The 19,793-nt window shown below is 45.5% G+C and carries 13 protein-coding genes; 3 read left to right on the forward strand and 10 right to left on the reverse strand.

The window, feature by feature from the left end; genetic code table 11:
- Positions 1 to 141: 141 nt before the first annotated feature.
- Positions 142 to 2,502, reverse strand: coding sequence for a Lon protease family protein (locus tag AB4154_RS06365; RefSeq protein ID WP_017061577.1), 2,361 nt, complete (start codon positions 2,500 to 2,502; stop codon positions 142 to 144).
- Positions 2,503 to 2,742: 240 nt separating this feature from the next.
- Between AB4154_RS06365 and AB4154_RS06370 the strand changes: the two genes are divergently transcribed.
- Together AB4154_RS06370 and AB4154_RS06375 are read left to right on the forward strand one after the other, a co-directional pair.
- The gene (locus AB4154_RS06370) at positions 2,743 to 3,237 is read left to right on the forward strand and encodes a hypothetical protein (protein ID WP_017068585.1); all 495 of its coding nucleotides are present in this window, start codon (positions 2,743 to 2,745) and stop codon (positions 3,235 to 3,237) included.
- A gap of 12 nt (positions 3,238 to 3,249) precedes the next feature.
- Positions 3,250 to 4,878: an ABC transporter ATP-binding protein gene (locus tag AB4154_RS06375; protein WP_372122512.1), complete on the forward strand. Its 1,629-nt coding sequence runs from the start codon at positions 3,250 to 3,252 to the stop codon at positions 4,876 to 4,878.
- A gap of 196 nt (positions 4,879 to 5,074) precedes the next feature.
- On the opposite strand, the gene AB4154_RS06380 is transcribed toward AB4154_RS06375, so the two are convergent.
- Together AB4154_RS06380 and AB4154_RS06385 are read right to left on the reverse strand one after the other, a co-directional pair.
- The gene (locus AB4154_RS06380; RefSeq protein ID WP_372122514.1) at positions 5,075 to 6,088 is read right to left on the reverse strand and encodes a LacI family DNA-binding transcriptional regulator; all 1,014 of its coding nucleotides are present in this window, start codon (positions 6,086 to 6,088) and stop codon (positions 5,075 to 5,077) included.
- A gap of 94 nt (positions 6,089 to 6,182) precedes the next feature.
- Complete coding sequence (locus AB4154_RS06385) at positions 6,183 to 9,281, reverse strand: GH116 family glycosyl hydrolase (RefSeq protein ID WP_372122516.1); 3,099 nt, start codon at positions 9,279 to 9,281, stop codon at positions 6,183 to 6,185.
- Between the two features lie 64 nt (positions 9,282 to 9,345).
- Here AB4154_RS06385 and AB4154_RS06390 point away from each other — a divergent pair, with 64 nt between their 5' ends.
- Entirely contained in the window at positions 9,346 to 10,293 is a 948-nt protein-coding gene (locus tag AB4154_RS06390; protein WP_372122518.1) for an aldose 1-epimerase, read from the forward strand.
- 129 nt (positions 10,294 to 10,422) lie between these two features.
- On the opposite strand, the gene AB4154_RS06395 is transcribed toward AB4154_RS06390, so the two are convergent.
- The 7 genes from AB4154_RS06395 to AB4154_RS06425 form a co-directional block, all read right to left on the reverse strand.
- On the reverse strand, positions 10,423 to 12,837 hold the full coding sequence (locus AB4154_RS06395; protein ID WP_372122520.1) for a GH36-type glycosyl hydrolase domain-containing protein: 2,415 nt from the start codon (positions 12,835 to 12,837) through the stop codon (positions 10,423 to 10,425).
- Between the two features lie 157 nt (positions 12,838 to 12,994).
- Entirely contained in the window at positions 12,995 to 14,086 is a 1,092-nt protein-coding gene (locus tag AB4154_RS06400; RefSeq protein WP_017061570.1) for an ABC transporter ATP-binding protein, read from the reverse strand.
- Entirely contained in the window at positions 14,086 to 15,435 is a 1,350-nt protein-coding gene (locus AB4154_RS06405; protein WP_372122522.1) for a GH1 family beta-glucosidase, read from the reverse strand. Before AB4154_RS06405 ends, AB4154_RS06400 begins: the two co-directional genes overlap by 1 nt.
- 17 nt (positions 15,436 to 15,452) lie before the next feature.
- On the reverse strand, positions 15,453 to 16,301 hold the full coding sequence (locus tag AB4154_RS06410; RefSeq protein ID WP_017077012.1) for a carbohydrate ABC transporter permease: 849 nt from the start codon (positions 16,299 to 16,301) through the stop codon (positions 15,453 to 15,455).
- Positions 16,302 to 16,347: 46 nt separating this feature from the next.
- Complete coding sequence (locus AB4154_RS06415; RefSeq protein WP_009846152.1) at positions 16,348 to 17,334, reverse strand: carbohydrate ABC transporter permease; 987 nt, start codon at positions 17,332 to 17,334, stop codon at positions 16,348 to 16,350.
- Positions 17,335 to 17,400: 66 nt separating this feature from the next.
- On the reverse strand, positions 17,401 to 18,648 hold the full coding sequence (locus AB4154_RS06420; protein ID WP_372122524.1) for an ABC transporter substrate-binding protein: 1,248 nt from the start codon (positions 18,646 to 18,648) through the stop codon (positions 17,401 to 17,403).
- An 18-nt stretch (positions 18,649 to 18,666) separates the two neighbouring features.
- Entirely contained in the window at positions 18,667 to 19,674 is a 1,008-nt protein-coding gene (locus AB4154_RS06425; RefSeq protein WP_017068575.1) for a LacI family DNA-binding transcriptional regulator, read from the reverse strand.
- Positions 19,675 to 19,793: the final 119 nt, after the last annotated feature.

Here is a 19,793-nt window from a genome sequence, read left to right on the forward strand (position 1 = left end):
GGAAAGCCGCGATGAACCATAAAAAAGCCATCGACTCTAGAATCGATGGCTTTTGCGTTTTGGCTGTTTTTATCTGTTTATCTAGGCATAAACTATCTATCTAACTATCTATCTATCTATCTATCTAGTCTAGCTATACAGCTATTTACGCAGTGCGTTCAGTTTAGCTTGGGCGATACCAAATATAGTATCAATTGGATAACTACCCTCATCACTCGCCTCACCTGCGGCTTTGCCTGTGAACAGTTCAATCGCTTCTGTTACATGGTCAATCGCCCAGATATTAAACTCGCCCTTTTCAACCGCTTTCACAATATCGCTACGCAGCATCAGGTTGTGAACATTTGAACGCGGGATGATCACCCCTTGTTCGTTTGAACGCCCTTTGATTTCACACACATCAAAGAAACCTTCAATTTTCTCGTTCACACCACCAATTGGCTGAGACTCACCAAACTGGTTCATCGAGCCTGTAATTGCGATATCTTGACGGTTTGGTTGCTTAGAGAACGCTGATACAACCGCACAGAACTCGGCCATACTCGCACTGTCACCATCGACGCCACCATACGATTGCTCGAAGGTGATGTTAGTGGTGAGCGGGACTTTGGCTGTCTTACCAAATACGGAAGAAAGGTAAGCCGACAAGATCATCACGCCTTTTGAGTGAATACTGCCACCTAGGTCTACGTTTCTTTCAATATCAATCACTTCACCATCACCGTAAGCGGTGGTTGCCGTGATTCGGTTCGGCGCACCAAACATATGATCCGTCGTGCTGAGTACAGACAGCGCATTCACTTGCCCAACCGCTTGACCATCAACATGGATTAGCGTTGTGCCGTTAGTGAAGGTTTCCATCACGCTGTCTTGCAGTCGTCCGACACGCATCTGTTGGTTAGATAACGCTTGGTCAACGTGCGTTGCACGAATCAGGTTCGATTTTGAGCCTCTCGCCACGTAGTTTGATTCACGAAGCAGATTAGCAATGTGAGCAGAGTGCAGAGACAATTTACCTTGGTCACCCGCCTGACGAGAGCTGTGCTCAATGATGCGAGCGATCGCTTTACGGTCACAATGCAGCATGTTGTTGTCGTGCACGATGCTCGAAATAAAGCGCGCGTAATGCATTTCAGAATCGGGAGTACGCTTCATCTCATCTTCAAAATCGGCCGTTACACGGAACAGTTCACCAAACTCTGCATCGTAGTGTTGCAGCAGTTGGTAAGTTCGGTAATCGCCAAACAGGATGATCTTAACATCCAATGGAATCGGTTCTGGATCAAGCGATACCGCCCCCGTTAAGGTCACCTCTTTTTCTAATGAAGTGAAGCTCAATTGACGTGAACGCAGTGCTCGTTTCAAGCCTTCCCAAACGTACGGCTGCTCAAGTACCTTCACCGCATCCATCAGTAATACGCCACCGTTGGCTCTGTGTAAGCTACCTGCGCGAATCAATGAGAAGTCAGTAAAGACAGTACCCTTGAACGTCGCCGTTTCTACATAGCCAAACAGAGAGTGATAATTTGGATTCTCTTCCACCACGATCGGCAGAGTCTCCTCCTTTTGGCTCACAATCACATTAACCTTGTAGCGACGCGGCATTTTCTTATCCAAAGAGGCCGTTGCAACTTCTGCTTGCTCCGTGCTCTCTTCTAAGAAGATGTCAGCGTTGTCGACAATGTCTTTACGCAGTGCCGTTAGGTACTTTTTGATGTCTGGATATTGGCTGTAATCCTTCTTCAATTGCTTGATGAAGTGCGTGATCACATCTCGCGCCGTATCATCATTCAGCTTTTGAATTTTCTCAGTGTACGTCTCTTCAAGTTCCGTCAGTTCACGAGAGATGGTTCGTAGGCCGACTTCCAATCCATCAATGGTTTTATCGAATTGATCTTGCTCTTCCGGCGAAAGCAGATCAAAGCTCTCTTCGGTATGAAGATCATCGCCATTCATTGCCACAAACTGGTAATCACCCTGAGTGGTGATCGTCAGGTTAATGCCCTTGTCTTTCGCTTCTTGGCTAATGCTTTCTAACGCGGCTTGTTGCTTAGCTGCTAATTGGTTTTTAAGCCTGTCAGCACGGCTAAAGTACATCTCGTTATCAAACGCTAGAGGCATACCTTTCAGCAGTTTACGCATCAATTTTTCAATATCTTGCTTTAAGCTGCTGCCAACGCCACGCGGCAATTTCAGTACCTTAGGTGTACGAATATCTTCAAAGTTCGCGATATAACACCAATCAAAAAGCTCCTGCACTTCTTGAGGGTGACGGTTCAGATAGCGCAAGATCATGGTGCGTTTACCCAGACCATTTCGCCCTATCGCATAAATGTTGTAACCCTTTTCCTTGATTGACATCGCGAACTCAACGGCTTTTTGTGCCCGTTCCTGCCCGACGATTTCGTCAATTGGAGCCAGTTCTTTGGTCGACTTACATGGTAGCTTGTCTAAATCCGCTACCTGATACAGCTGTTCTGTATTGAGTCTTTGCATCGCCATCGCCGCCTCCTTAGTCCTTCATTACTTGGGTGTAGATAAAATCAGTGTAGATGTAATTTCCTACAAATTTAGTGACTTACGCTACACAGCTGTTCAACTGAACAAATAACACACAATTTAAGCCATTTTTAGGAATAGCTCGTCATTTAATTCACCAACTTAACATGTGAATGATTTTAATTTGCATTTGATAATAAATATCATTAACATTTTCAGATATTATAAATTGAGGATGTGGATATGGAAATTGAACGATGCTGGATGCACTACCTAAAAGCTGAACAGTTAATGGAACAAGGTCACTGGCCTGAAGCACAGCGCCTATATGGTGATGTTCTAACCTCACTTCCTCACCACATCCAAGATGCAGCATACCAAAGCGATATCAAGCCTTGCCAATTTGCCTGCTTGCTTGCCGGGTTAAGAGACGCGAGCGTCGCTCAATCAGAGATACTCAACCGATTAGGTCAGCACCAACAAGCCTTCGATACCTTGAATCAATCTTACGCTCTGATGCAATTTATCTCTCTGGAGAACACTGAGCTGATTCAACGTACCTTTGGATTATTGGAAAAGCAGAGCGAAGGTTTGCTCAATCACCTGATCGCTTTTTGCAGCGCTCAGCGCAGTTCGCATTGGATGCTCGAACTAGAACAAATTCAACGTGCTCATCACCATTTTGGGCAACTTAAAACAACGTCAGAAGTTCAATCTTCACCTAATGTCTTAAATTGATAAGGATATATCATGTCGGACCGGGCTCTTCTTAAAGTCAATAACCTCTCCGTTAGCTTCAAAACCAACGATGGAATCGTTGATGCGGTGAAAAAGGTTAACTTTACCCTTAAATCCAGCGAAACCTTGGCCATTGTTGGTGAATCAGGTTCTGGTAAATCTGTCTCTTCCAACGCACTGATGCGTCTACTTCCAGACAACGCCATTATTGATCCGCAGTCTCAAATTGAGTTTGAAGGCGAGTCTGTTCTCGAAAAATCAGAGCGTGAAATGCAGTCGATTCGTGGCGACAGAATCGGCATGATCTTTCAAGAGCCGATGACATCTTTGAACCCATACCTGCGCGTCGGCATTCAAGTGGCAGAAGCTATTATGTGGCATCGTAAAGTGTCAAAGTCTCAAGCCAAACAGCGAGTGATTGAGCTGTTTAATCTTGTGCACTTGCCAATGCCAGAAAAGTCGTACACCAAGTACCCTCACGAATTTTCGGGTGGTCAGCTGCAACGCATCATGATCGCAATGGCGCTGATTAATGAACCGGATATCCTGATTGCTGACGAGCCTACAACTGCATTAGATGTAACGGTTCAAGCTGAAGTGCTTGCTCTTATCAAAGAGATCCAAGGCAAGATGGGAATGGCAATTTTGTTCATCACCCATGACTTAGGTGTGGTGAAACACTTTGCAGACCGCGTGCTAGTGATGTGTAAAGGTGAGCTCGTAGAAGAAGGGATGACTCAATCTTTGTTCGATAGTCCTAAACATGATTACACAAGAATGCTCATTAACTCGATTCCGAAAGGCGCTAAGGTTCCTGTTGAGGCGACAGCCCCAGAACTATTGTGTGCTGACGACATCCGAGTTCAGTTCTTGGTGAAATCACACTTTATCAAGAGTAAAAGCCAGTACTTCGAAGCCGTAAAAGGCATTTCGTTGAATCTTAAGCAAGGCGAAACGCTAGGCATTGTTGGTGAATCTGGTTCAGGTAAATCAACCCTTGGACGTGCATTAATCGGCTTGCTGCCGAGTACCGGACGTATTGTTTACAAAGGCCAAGACGTTAGCTTATTAAATGATAAAGAGCGTCACAAGCTCAAGAAAGATGTCCAAATGGTGTTCCAAGATCCTTATGGTTCTTTATCACCACGCATGACAGCTGGGGAAATCATCACCGAAGGCTTAACGGTGCATCAACCTCATCTATCCAAGCAAGAACGTTTAGAAAGAGCGCGCAAAGCATTGATTGAAGTTCGCTTAGAGCCGAATTCAATAAACCGTTATCCACATGAGTTCTCTGGCGGGCAAAGACAACGTATCGCGATTGCTCGCGCACTGATTCTAGAGCCCTCTTTCATTTTGCTGGATGAACCGACTTCAGCACTCGATCGCTCAGTACAACTGACCGTGATTGACCTGCTGAAAGACATTCAAGCCAAGCACAATATCGGCTTCCTGTTCATCAGCCACGACCTCTCGGTAGTGAAAGCACTGTCGGATCGCGTACTGGTGATGCAGAAGGGCGAAGTAATGGAAGAAGGGTCTGCTGAAGAGATTTTCAATGCGCCGAAAAACAACTACACCAAGAAATTAATCGCTGCGTCATTCGACTTAGAAGATAAATCGAAAAAAAATGCCGCATAAAGGGAACTAATCAACATTAACAGCGTCTTATAATTACATTCTGAATAATCTCCTAATGGATTGAAATCTAGAATGGATATAGCAAAACTGGTTTGGCCGCCAAAAGAAAAATGTCGCATGGATGCGACATTTTTCGTTTCTGAAGGGAAATAATGTGTCTTTGACTGTAACTCCCTATGATTCAATCATTTCACAACTAACGATACAGAGACTTGGTCGACTCTCTGACGATTAAATCTATCGGTGGTAGTCGTGCTTCATGCCTCTCACCTGAAAGTAAGTTCAAAATCGACTGAGCACACACCTCTCCAATCTCTTCAATTGGCTGCCTTAATGTTGTTAACGCAGGTGTGAAATACTTAGACGTTGGCAAGTCATCAAACCCAATCACTGACACATCTTCTGGCACTTTGTAGCCGTGATCATGGAGCGCCTTAATCGCGCCGTAAGCCGTTTGATCATTGGCGGCAAACAGGCCAGAAAAATGAATCTTAGATTCAATTAATTCCACGGTTTTCTCATAGCCAGTTTCACTACTGAAATCCCCTTGCTTGACGAGCTTTGGCATCACCTTAATGCCCGCTTCTTGAAGCGCTTTCTTATAGCCTTCAAACCGATTACCTGCGTCTGGCTGGCTTGAAAGCCCTTTAATATGAGCAATATTCACATGCCCCTGTTGGAGCAAGTGGAGAGTTGCCATGTAACCACCCAACACATTGTCAATGTTAATTGAGCGAACATTATCTGCAACCATGTCATAGCCCACCGCAACCACCGGAATGTCTTGCGCATACTTCGCGATGTCTTCTTTGGTAATGCTGCCTGTCACGATGATCATGCCATCGACATTACTATTAGCCAGATACTCTAAAGCGTGTATCTCGAGCTTTTTTTGCCAATGCCCGGTTGCTATGACTAACGAATAGCCTTGAGCTATCAGGGTTTTCTCCATGTCGTTGAGGATACGACTGGTATAAGGGCTATCAGGATGTTGCACCAATACACCTATCGTGAGTGAACGGCGATTGATGTTCTCCTGCATCTGAAAATTAGGCTTGTAGCCAGTGTCTTTGATCGCCTGCTCGATGTTCTGGCTTTTATCATCCGACACATAGGTTGTTCGATTAAGAAAACGAGAAACCGTGCTCGGAGAAACGCCAGCTAGCCTCGCTACATCGTATACGGTGGTTTTTTTAGTTTTAGTGCGCATCTCGATACCCTAATCCAGTGACATTTGGGGAGCCCTAGAGCTCCCCATCAGTTTCAACTCAACATTGCTCAATGTTGAAACCCATACTATTTAATTAATACAAGTAGGCGAAGATCATCCCCGGTCTAAAGTAACGACCAGCCGTATATTTCAAGCCAGTACTCAGTAACCATTTGTGTAAGCCTGCCAGCTTTTCTAACGGAATTTCACCGCTCACCATTTTAACAAAGTTATCAGTATCTTTCGTCAATGTTGGATTGATCCGACCGTCAGACAGCACACAGTTTTGACATTTAAGTACACTTAGCCAGTTTTTCGCATCATTTTGCGTCAATTTAAAGGCTTCTATAAGATATTTCTCATTGACAGACACAGAGCAATTGAACCCTTCTGGCGCTGCAAATGGAATTTTTGAATAGTCATAGAGTGCGGTATACACGGTATCCATCAATGTTTCTGCTTGCTGGTTTTTACCTGCCAGACTCAACGCCGTTGCGACACTAAACTGCACACCAATCCACACATCTTGAGCCTGAAATGCCTCATGCGGCGAACCATCGGCCAACGTCATATTCGCAACCCCAAGCTTAGGGCTGTTAATTTCGAAGTTATGCTTATAAACATAGTCTAGTGCGCGTTGGATGTTCTCTTGCGGGAAAATACCTTCTAAACCGATGAGCTTTAGGTAGCTGTCAGCCAATAAAGCATCGCCAAAGCTGTTGTCTGAATCAGGTACTAAATCTAAGTAGTCTTGTGTAAAGGCTTGAGGCGCGGTCTCGCTCAATAAGCGCTTCTTAGATACTCTTTGAGACACCTTGCTGATGCTGATTGAAGTATCTGTTTCATTGAGATAGGTATTGAGCGTGTTCTTATCGGCAATCGCATCGCCCGTCAAAGTTAGGCCTAAGGTTTCCAGAGCTTGGTAGCCTTCACCCGTTAGATGCTTGGCTTGAACTGGCGTCACGAAGAAGTGGTAGTAACCCTCTTTGTCATCCCACAAGCTTTGCTCAACCGTGGCTAACGCCTTTTTAGAACGCGTTAAGTAACCGCTAGCTCGCTCGCTTTCACCCATCAATTGTGCAAGTTCGCTCGCGGCTTGCAGGCCAGCAACCCACAGGCTCGCACAATAAATAGAGATGCCGTGAGAAGCTAGGTTATCAAAGGTATCGTCTGTGCCTCGGGTTAGTGGTAAATCGTCACCCTCAGCGATCAAATTCGATAAGAAATCGATGCTTTCAGTTACCGCTTGCCAGCACTCATTAACCACAGAGAGATCTTGGGTGTTTTGATAATGGCGGTACACCATCAGAATGTATTTCGGCGCTAAGTCCTTCCACTCTTTCACATTGTGCCAACTGTAAGCATCGGGCTGAATGTCGAATGGGCTGCCTAAGTCGTGGATTACCGCACCTCGAATAGCACGTACACCTTGGTACTTTTCATCAATCAATTCGGCATTAGGCGTCGCTTCGTATTCCCAGTAGCGGCGCTGAGTGAAGTCTTCCGCCAAAATGGCCTTCGAGAACGCTTTCATCACGCAGCCATCAAGCTCAGGCAGCAGATAAAGCAGCGAGAACGAGCCGTAGAAATACACATCCAGAGAGTTAAAGAATGGGTAGTCGACACACTCTTTAACCAAGAATTTATCTTCTTTATCCCATACCGTTGATTCCGCTAGGAAGGACAATGAGTTCATCGCCATCGTTGCATAGCGAAGTGCCGATTCAGGCTGCGAGATCTTGTTTTGAGCTTGCTCTAGGAAAGTTGTTTGTTGTTCGACGATCTGCTGCTCAATGGTTTCGAGCTTAGGCAACATGTCTTCTAACATAGGTAATGCAGGCTTTACTTGCGGGTAGAATTGCGTGTAAGCCTTATCTGAGTGCCAACCATTAAGCATGACTTTGCTGTGAGCCATCACCTGTGCAAAACGCAGATCAACAGACTCACCCGCTTCCAATTCAACCTGAACCACCACCAATGCGCTCAACGCTTCACGCCCTGTGTAAATGCCGGTTTGGAATTCCGCGTTGGTTCGGCCTGTTTTCAGTGCGAACTCTGTTTGCTGAGCAGTCTTAGAGGTATAAAGCGTTGGTTTGACAGAAATCGAAACCTTACCAGATTCAGTCAAATGGTTATCTGCTTGAACACCAAACACCACTTCGCCTTCAATATCGCTTCGATAAGGCGATTGGCTAGACAATTGAACACCCGTAAAACTGTGACTTTCGCCTTTTAAGTTAACCACTTCATGCTGCTGAGCAATCGGATTTTGAGACAAGGTACATGCCGAATCCTGAATGCCATCACGGCCTTTTTGGTAGGTAGAGCCAATCAAGTTTTGTAGCGGCTGAGCAAGCGTAATCACGCGTGGTTGCGATGAATTATTGGTTAATTCGAAGTGATTCCAGTGCATCGGTAAAGAGCAAAGGCGTTTGTTCTCTTTAACGATCGGAGAGACTACCTTACGCTTTATATTAATATCGTCGAAGCTATTGTATTTATATTCAGCCAGTGGATATAAAGCTTGGTATTCTATATCCCTGCCATTAACGCTATCTATATCACAGCTATTGAGACTATCCATATCATTATTATCACCCGCAGTGAGTGATAATAATCTCGTTGTATCATTTATTAATAAACCATTAAAGAAATCTAAGGCTACATATAATTGACAAATAGTTGAACCTGAATCTTCTTCAATCAACAATTGACTCTTATTTGAAAATTCAACGTTCCATTTTGTAAAGTTAGTTTTATTTTCTTGGTAGAATCGACCATTTTTTAATGCTGTTTGAATGAGACTAATCGCATTCGACATTTCTCTACTTTCAATCTTTTTGCCATCAAACAAAGCAGGATAGAAGTTCAGGTGAACGCTTAGCTCTTGTTCATTAAGAACTTGCAGCGTGTCGATGGTTGGCACATTCATCACTGACGCATAAAAATCATTAAAATTAATAACTTGCTCTGAACAATCGACAAAGATTCCCGGAATAAAGCTGAAGTTAGGCGTGTTGCCGTTTGGTGTGAGTGTAAATGTGTTACCAATTCCACCGACTGCCATACCGGTATTTTCTGGTGTAGTCGAAATTGGCGTGTACCAAGGTTGAATAAATTCAACTGCATCACCTTTTTTACACAAGTGTTCTGAATTTCCTGAGTAGCTCGTATATGGAATTTTATTATTCATTTTAAAACCGCCATTGAATATTTTTTTCTTCTTGTTAATATCTTTTAAAAATGGAGACATCAACATGTTTAAAATTATAAATGAAAAATTTGGAAATATTGACTCTGTCACATTAATAAACCACCAACATGGTATAGAACTTCAAATAATCAATGGATTTGGTGCTGTTATTAATAAATATATCGTAAATAACAGTCCATTCTCTTTTATTTGTGGTTATCAGAATTATGATGAACTGATCAACCAACATCCGTTCTTTTCCCGCAGTGCTAAATTATTCCCTTTTCCAAACCGTTTAAACTTAGGTCGTTACAGTTTCGATAACCAAAACCATCAACTCCCAGCTAATTTTCCTTGGTCTGATCACGCCGTACACGGCCTGCTCTACAACCAACCTTTTTCAATCACAAACAGCGTAGCCACTGAAGAATCTGCCAGTGTGACGTTGCAGTATCAAACGTCGTCTTTGCATCCTGCTTTCCCGTTTGCGTTCAACCTTGAAGTCACCTTAACTATCGACATCACGGGTAGGCTCTCTTTCTCAACGACCGTCTCTAATCTGGGTGATTCAGCCTTCCCATTCGGTGATGCTTGGCACCCTTATTTTTCACTCGGCACTGAGCTAGCACAATGTGGACTCGCTATGTCGCCTTGCTCTGAGGTCATACACGAAAACGACCTACCCAATGGTGAAAAGCACGCTTTTGACCGTTTGTCTTTGGACGATTCACTCACCAATCAAAGCTTAAATCATTGCTTTGAATTTGATTCCAAGACAACCAATCAACTTGCGTTTACGCGCTCAGATTCGTCTGCCGCAATTCGCTACCAACAAGATGAAAGCTACCCATTCGTTCAGCTTTACACGCCAACTAGCGAGCAAAGTATTGCAATAGAACCAATGACTTGCCCAGCGGATGCATTCAATAACCAGATTGGCTTATTAACGCTTAGCCCGAACCAATCTCAAACCTTTACTTGGCAATGCCAAGCCACCTATCAGCCAACTTAAAGAAAGCAAACTAAAGCAACTGCTGTATGCGAAATCAGCCCCCAGAGAACGCATTGCTAACGAAACAACTGCAACGAAAGAAGCAAACTAAAGAAGCAATAAAGGGCGCATAAAGCGCCCTTCTCTTTGTTAACCTAAAATCACCTCGATGGTGTGCTCACCAGAGGTAAATACTGGCGCTTTATTACCTGAAATCAGGTCACCATTTACCTTCATTTCAACCACACCCTTACACACGTTATTCGGGTTAGTGACATGAATATGATAAGTCGCACCACGGAACTGACGACGGACTTTGAACTCAGGCCACTCAGCCGGAATACATGGGTCCACCAGCAAGCCATCCACTTCAGGGCGAACACCCAGAATCCATTGCGTACCCGCAACGTATGTCCAAGATGAAGTACCTGAAAGCCATGCATTTCGGCCTAAACCAAACTGCTTATGTTCATCACCCAAAATGTTTTGTGGGTAGCAGTATGGTTCAGATTCAAAGGTATCAATGTCGTCGTTCTTAGAAGCAGGATTAATCTGACGGTAGTACTCGTAAGCACGTTCGCCGTTACCCATTTTCACTTCTGCGATCATCACCCAAGGGTTGGAATGCAGGAATATACCGCCGTTCTCTTTTGCACCCGGTGGGTAAGTTGAAACACCACCTAGCTGCGGATCAAAGCCGTTGTAACCAGGAGTTGAAAGCTTGATGCCATTGGTGGTGTTTAGTTTGTTGTAAACCGAATCTAGCGCTTGCGTTGCACGTTCTTGAGTCGCGAAACCAGAGATTACAGGCCAGCTTTGGCCGTTGGTGTAGATCTGCCCTTGCTCGTTTTTATGAGAGCCAATTGGCAAACCTTGCTCATCAAAGTAACGAACAAACCATTCGCCATCCCAGCCGCACTCATTGACTGTGCTCTGCATCTGTTGGTACTGATCGTTAAACTTAGCTGTCAGTTGCACTTCGCCACGCAGCTCACACAAGTCCAACATATCGAGCAGTGCTTTGCCGTACATGTTAGCCACCATCATCGATTCTGCACCGGTTGGCAGGTTCACCGTGTCATTCCAGTCAGCGAAACCTAACAGCGGTAGGCCGTGCTCACCAGTATTGGTATAAGTAAATTCAATCGCGCGGCACAGGTGGTTCCAAACCGTTCCCGTTTCAACTGGATTGCCCGCTTTGTCTTTTTGATAGAACGGGATCTCTTTATTCAAGAAGTCTGCATTGCCGGTTTCTTTCACATATTGCGTCACCGCGTAGATGATCCACAGGTGATCATCGCCGTAATAATCAGGGCGATCTTCCTCTTCACGTGAGTCACCCGCGTTCGCTTCCATCGTTGATGGGAAGAACTGGTGCATCGCAGAACCGTTGGTGTTTTGCACAGATAACAGACGCTCAATGAACTCACGCGCTTCTTCTGGCATGTGAGTAATTACGCCTAACGTATCTTGCGAAGAATCACGGAAACCAATGCCACGTGCGCCATAGCCAAGCTGGTACAGAGACAGGTAACGAGACCAGTTTTTAGTGGTGTGACACTGACGTGGGTTATGTACATTAAGCATTGAGTTCATTGCAGGATCTGGCGTTTCAACCTGAACTGCTTGTAGGTAACCATCCCAATGTTCAGCCAGTTCAGCGAAAGCAGAATCGACCACTTGATGGTCACGATATTTAGCCAGCAGAGGCAATGCTGCTTCTAGGCTCTGTTCTTGCGCGATTTGTACAATCGTACGTTCGGTCTGCTCTGGAGATAACCAACCTAGACGCAGGTTCAGTGCGCCAATGTTGTCGCCACGCAAACACTCGGTGTTGCCTAATTCATCATTGTTTAGTCCTTGTGGCGCTGCCCATGTACCGTAGCCCAAATTACCTAGGAACGATTGGCGATCACCATCAAAAGACGTCGCAGGGCGATCCGCTGTCATCAGGTTCACCGCGTGGTCACGCTTCATGAAAGCATACTGCTCAAGCACGGTATGACCCGACTCTTGCTGGTGTGCTTTTAGCGTCATGGTTTGTGGAACCCAGTCCGCATTGAGTAGCTGTTTAAGCGCATCGAAGTGCGTGAATTCGTAAACAGGCACCACATCAACGTGCAGTGCTTTGTCTGAAATGTTGGTGACTTTGATGTCTTGTAGCAGTACTTGGTCAGCTTTTGGTACAAAGAACGTCGCTTCACAACGCACACCAAAGGCTTCTGCAATGATGGTGGTGTATGACAAACCGGTGTGGTTTTCGAACTTATCTAACGGCTTCAAGGTTGGCGTGTAGAAAGGTGAGAATATTTCCACATTGCCGGCTTCATCACGTACCTTGAGGTACATGGTCGAGCCTTTAAAATCTGAATTTGGCAGTTGTGCAATGTACTTGGTGATACGGTTGAGTGCAGGATCCCCCTTACACAACAACACGCCGCCGTTGCTATCTACAATGCCACCGAAATCTAATGTGCCGACATAGTTACACCATTTGATCGGTGTACACGGTGTGGTTGCTACGTATTCTTTGTTTTTATCGTCAAAATATCCGAATTTCATCATCACTATCCCTAGCCCCTCCCAAATCAGGAGGAGCCAAAACAATTTGTCGTAAGTTGGTTGGTGTCAGCTCAATGACTGACTTAGCCGTTTGAGTCAGGCTTCTCTCACTCGCCCTTGCAGATCAACTGGCTGTTGCAAAATAACTAGCTCTTGCAAATCAGCTCGCTAGCGAGTTCTCACTCAATGCATCAAACAAGTGGAAAGCATCCAAATCCAAGTAAAGCGTCAGATCTTTTACATCCACTTCAGCGGCTTGGGTTTCAACCATCAGCGGTTGACCGCCAATTTCTGTTTTCAGAAGAATGCTCGCGCCTAGTAGTTCCTTGTCTTTGATTTTCACAGGGAATGGCAGCACGCGGTCGTGGGCAACTTGCTCGGCACGTAGGTGAATATCTGTTGGACGAACACCAAAATGCAGAGCTAGGTTCTTAGATGCCAGAGACTTAAAGCGCTCAGGCAGTGGGATATGAACATCGCCGATTTCAACGAAGTACTCGCCTTCTTTTTCAATCAGTTTTGCTTCCAACATGTTCATTGATGGGTTACCAATGAATTGCGCGACAAACTTGTTTGCCGGACGCTGGAACACCTCGGTTGGTGTACCAACTTGAGCAACATATCCGTCTTTCAGGATCACGATGCGATCCGCCAATGTCATCGCCTCGATCTGATCGTGGGTTACGTAGATCGTGGTGGTTTTTAGTTCACGGTGTAGATGTTTGATCTCTTCACGCATCACGCCACGAAGTTTTGCATCTAGGTTAGACAGCGGCTCATCAAACAAGAAAACCTTAGGCGTACGAACCATCGCACGGCCCATTGCCACACGCTGACGCTGACCACCAGAAAGCTCTTTCGGCTTACGGTTCAGTAGTGGATCAAGCTCTAGCATTTTCGCCGCTTTTAGCACTTCTACGTCGATTTCTGCTTTTGGCATGCCCTTCAGCTTCAGAGCAAATGCGATGTTCTCGTACACTGTCATGTGCGGGTACAGTGCGTAGCTTTGGAATACCATCGCCAAGTCACGGTCTTTAGCGTCGACTTTATTCATCAGCTTGCCGCCAACCACGATGTCACCAGAGCTGATGCTTTCAAGGCCAGCAAGCATACGTAGCGTTGTCGATTTACCACAGCCAGATGGGCCAAGGAAAACCACGAACTCACCGTCTTCAACCGTAAAATCAAACTCTTTGACGACTTCAACATCACCGAATGATTTTTTGATGTTCTTAAATTCTACTTTAGCCATTATCTGTTCTCCTCAGCGCGCTCTTGAAGCATGTTTCGGTACGCAATTGCGCTCTGTTTCAATGTTCTTTCTTGGGTGGTGTAATCAACATGGACAATGCCAAAACGCTGGCAGTAGCCGAATGCCCACTCAAAGTTATCCATCAGGCTCCAAGCGAAGTAACCGTCGACTTTCACACCCGCTTCAACCGCGTTGTGAACCGCTTCGATATGACCTTGGAAATAACGAACTCGTTGGTCGTCCATTACTTGTCCATTAACACGCTCGTCGTTACCTGCTGCACCATTCTCTGTGATGTAGATAGGTGGCATATTTTCGTAGCGAGCATCCAGTCTTACCAATAAATCGGTTAAACCTTGTGGGTTGATTTCCCAGCCAATGTAAGTGTGTTCAGCATCGGTTTGTTTCACCGATTCAATGTCGCCGTTCTCATTAAAGCGAGCGACATTGCGTGTGTAGTAGTTGATACCGATGTAATCAACAGGAGCACTGATGATGTCTAAGTCACCTTCAAGGATCATAGGCATGTTCATCGCTTGGCGTTCAACCACCAGCTGTGGGTACTCGCCTTTTAATACTGGGTCGATGAACCAGTGGTAATTCTCGGCTTCGCAGTAATCTGCTGCCGCTTGGTCTTGTGGCGTCAGCGGGTAAGCTGGCGTCGCGTTGAATACCACACCATGCTTAGCATGAGGTGCATTCTTGCGAAGGATCGGCATTGCCAAACCGTGTGCCAGCATTAGGTGGTGAGACGCTAGGTAGCCCTCTTTCTCACCCTTGATGCCTGGCGCGTGTTCGCCCCAACGGTAACCTAGGAATGCAGAAACAAACGGTTCATTGAGCGTGGTGTACACATCGATGTTGTCACCAAAGTATTTGCTCACCACTTCTGCGTATTCTGCGAATTTGTAAGACGTTTCGCGGTTTAGCCAGCCGCCTTTATCTTCAAGGTATTGCGGAAGATCCCAGTGATAAAGCGTCACATACACCTTCATTCCACGAGCATGGCACTCATCAATAATTTGCTCGTAAAACTCTAGACCTTGTTGGTTCACTACACCGTCTTGCGGCAAGATACGCGGCCATGCAATTGATAGGCGGTAAGCATCAACACCTAAGCCTTGAATCATCTCGATATCTTGTTGCCATAAGTGGTAGTGGTCACACGCCACATCACCATTGTCGCCGTTATCAACCTTGCCCGGCGTCTTGCAGAAAGTGTCCCAGATAGACGGTGTACGACCGCCCTCTTCAACGCCGCCTTCAATTTGGTATGAAGATGTCGCGACACCGAATACAAATTCCTTACTGCGTAACTTTGAATCACTTGGAAGTTGATATTTATTCATTGTTATAACCCTTAAACCTAACCTTTGACTGCGCCGGACGTTAAACCACTGATCATCTGTTTCGATGCGAACAAGTAAGTAATCACGAGTGGTAAAATAGAAATTGTGGTGCCTAGCATTACCGCGCCCCATGGCGTATTCGGAATGCCTTGAACGCTTCGTAGCGCCTGTGTAATCACGTAATTATCTGGGTTGTTAAGCACCACGAGAGGCTGCATAAACATGTTCCAGAAGAAAACGAACTGAACGATAGCCAGTGTTGCTAAGGCAGGCTTCATCAGTGGCAATACCACACTCCAGTACGTTCTGAACTCACCAGCACCATCCAATTTCGCCGCTTCAAGTAGCTCTTTTGGAATCGATGCAATCACGTGCTGACGCATCAAAAAGATACCAAATGGTGTGGTGGTGAACGGTAGCCATACCGCCATGTGGTTATCCAACAAGCCTAAGAATTTCACGATCATGAAGTAAGGGATCAAGCTAAGCACCGGCGGAATCGCCATTGAGCCAACCAGCATGCCGAACAACACGTTCTTACCGCGGAACTTAAACACAGCAAACGCGTAGCCACCCATGCTACAAAACAGCAGCGAGATGGTGGTGCCTAAGAAAGCCACATAAATCGAGTTGAACATCGCTTTCCAAAACGGCATGATTTCAAGCAATTTGGCGTAATTAATCGCCAGACTATCGCCAATCGCAAAGCTAATGCCCGTGCCGAAAATTTCAGAACGGTCACGAGTTGATAGCAGTGCCGACCATACAAATGGAAAGACGGTAATCAGCGCTGAAACAACCAGTAAGATGCCTAACATGACCATCAAGATCTTAGTCAGAATGTACATGCTGCGTTCGCTTGGCATCAGTCCACTTAGTGGTGAGGTATTTGTCTTAATTGATGTCGACATCTTAATGTTCCCCTAAGCCTTTCTTACCGAAGAGTAAAAATTGAACCAATGTACAAGTCGCGATGAGTGCAAACAGTAACCACGAGATAGCAGATGCTGTGCCCATTTCTAGCCATTCCCAACCCACTTTGTAGAGGTACATCGAGATAGTTAAACCAGATTGGCCAGTACCACCTGTACCACGTGTTAGTACGAACGGTTCTTCAAACATTTGCAGGTTACCGATGATGGTCATCGTGATAGCAAAGAAGATGAATGGACGAATCATTGGTAGTGAAATATTCCAGAAGCGGCGGAAGGCATTGGCACCATCCATACGTGCAGCTTCTAAGATGTCTTTAGGAATCGTCATTAAACCTGTGGTGTAAAGGACGATGTTAAAACCGGTGTATTTCCAGAAAACCATGATTGCGATAGACGGTTTCACCATAGTGGCATCGTCTAACCAACGGATGGGTTGGAAATCGTTAACCCAAGCGAATGCCCAACCAAACAGCGTGCTATCGGCTAGTGCCATTAGCGTTTGGTTAATAATTCCTGAGTTAGGAGAGTACATATTGAAGAAAATCAGTGACGCTGCGACCGTTGATGTAATGAACGGTAGAAAGTACGCCGATGTTAGCCAGTGACGCATACGGTCACCCATTGAAACCAACATGTAAGCCACTGGAATAGCGACTAAGTGCTGAGCCACGCCTGAAGTGATCGCTAGCCAAAGCGTGTTCTTCAATGAACGCCATAGCCATGGGTCCGTTAAAGCAATGTGATAGTTCTCAAAACCAACGAACTCCATCGCATCCATGCCTCTTACCGGGTTCCACTCGTGGAACGACAGGTAAACAGAGAACAACAGCGGGAAGATCCCAAATACAGAAAAAATGATCAGAAACGGCAGAAGAAATCCATACGGTGTAAGCGCTTTCAAATTTAGACGAGAAAAAAGGCTTTTGTCCGCAGGTTCTATCGTTGTGCTCGCTGTATGATTCATAGTAACGACCTCTTAAAAAGGAAGCGCGTTATCCACGCTTCCTCACTTACTTAAAGTAAAAACAAATTAAAGATTACGCGTGCGACGCTTGATTAGACGCTCTGCCTCTTTCAATGCAGTCTCGATGTCCTTACCTTCATCAAGCACTTCCATCAATGCGTTCTCTAAAATTATAGAGCGTGCTACGTGGTCGCCTTGAGCTGGAGATACTGGCTTGATGTTCTGTGCCACTTCAGCAAATAGTAGACGTGCTTTCTGTCCACCTAGGAATTCCATCTCTTCTTGAAAAAGCTCATCGTCATATGTCGTTACGTTCGCAGGGAAAGCCGCAATCGTTTCGAAGTGCTTAAGTTGAACATCACGATCCGTCGTCATGTATTCAATAAGTGCCCATGCTTCATCTGGGTTGTCAGATTGAGTTGGAATCGATAGGAACGAACCACCCCAGCTGCCGTAAATGCCATCAGGTAGGTTTTCTACTGCCCACTTACCTTTGGTTTCAGGAGCGATCCAGTTGTTTAGGTGACCAAGTAGCCAAGCGCCAGAAAGTTGAGTTGCAAATGTGCCGTTGCGGAAGCCCTCGTACCATTCGTTAGACCAAGCCAAAATGCGGCCGTCTAAGCCTTTGTCGCGAATCTCTTTTGCTACTTCAAAAGCGTGAACAAAACGCTCAGATGTCACAACTGGGTTGCCATCTTTATCGAAGTAAAGACCTTCGCCTTCAGGAACCGTTGTGAAGATGATTGCTTGTGCCACGTCGGCTGCTGAAGCGATAAGTTGTACGTTTTGCTCTTTCAGTTTTTCACCCGCAGCGATGTATGAATCCCAATTTTTGATTGCGTCTTCTACATTGATGCCCGCTTTTTCAAACACATCGGTGCGGTAGTACATAACACCTGGGCCCAGGTCGACAGGAATCCCGTACATGTCGCCGTCAGCGCCTTTTCCTTGTGCCCAAGCGTAAGGTGCGAATCGTTCTTCGTATTTATCTGCACCGTAGTTTTCAGACAGGTTAACTAGGCCGCCAGAACCAACGAATGGACCGATTTTCTCAACGTCCACAACAATCACGTCACCCGCACCTGAGCCCGTTGCTAGGTTAGTGGTTAGTTTCGTGTGGTGGTCACCGTGGTTATTCATAAGGTAATCAACTTTAATCCCTGTTTCCTTTTCGAAATCAGGCAGTAATACCTTCAGGCTGCTATCAAAATCAGGGAAACCGTCGAAACGAATCTCTTTGTCAGCAGCATTTACTGCTGTTGCACCTAGTCCTAAAGCAACCGCGCACGAAAGCGCCAAGGTCTTAAATTTCATGTTCTATCCTTAATATTTTTATAGGGTAACGAGTAAATCCGATACCGAGTTTCTAGTGACCAAAGTCGGCAGCAATTTAAAGTTCACGTCATGTTTGATTTTTTTTAGCTTTTGTAGAGTGAGCTGTACTGCTTCAATACTCATCTCTTCAATGGGGAAATTAATGGTGGTCAAACTAGGGGTCAGATAGCGCGCGAAGATGGTGTTATCGAAGCCGACAAGAGAAACGTCTCTCGGAACAGACAATCCCTCTTTATGCAAAACTTCGAACGCGCCAAATGCCATGTGATCGTTTGAAGCAAATACCGCCGTAAAGTGGCATTTTCTGTTGATCAACTTCTTCATGGCGCTGATGCCTGTCTCTTCAGTAAATCCCGCCTCAGAGACTAAGGCTTCATCGTATGGCACACCGGCTTCTTCCAGTGCCTTGCGATACCCCTGCAAACGCCCCCTAGCGTCGGCTTTATCTAAAGGCCCGGTAATACACGCGATATCTGTATGTCCCTTTTGCAAAAGATATTGAGTAGCGAGTAGCCCCCCGACTTCGTTATCAATATCAATGCAACTCATCGCCATTTCTGGGATGAAGCGGTTAATTAAAACCACAGGGGTCCCCTGTTCTTCCAATTCAATTAAATAGTCATCACTGAGCAGTTGAGTATGAAGAATCAAAGCATCGACACGACGCCCCAACAGAAACTCCACCGACTCGCGCTGCCCTTGTTCGGTGTTCGAACCCGCTGTAACCACTGCGTGGTAACCGAAGCGGCGTAGGTTTTCCTCTATGCAATGCAAGATGCCTGAATAGAAAGATCCGCCCAGTTCTGGAACAACAACACCCACACTTCCGGTACGACTTGAAGCCAAAGCCTGAGCGATAGAGTTCGGGCGATAACCCAGCTCTTTGATCGCCTTTTCAACCTTTAACTTCTTGTCGTGGCTCACTCTACTGGTGCCGTTAATCACTCTAGACACTGTCGCTTGAGACACACCTGCATGCTCTGATACGTGTTTAATTGTTGCCACTCGAACCTCGATACTTCATTAGCTTGTAACCGCTTACAAAACGATTATTAAGAAATTACGTTTTAGTTGAAGTGAGTGTCATCACACTAAACTTGGAGGTAAAAAGGCTGGATTTGGAA

The organism is Vibrio sp. 10N.286.51.B11 (assembly GCF_041469245.1).
GTDB classification, from domain to species: domain Bacteria; phylum Pseudomonadota; class Gammaproteobacteria; order Enterobacterales; family Vibrionaceae; genus Vibrio; species Vibrio crassostreae_C.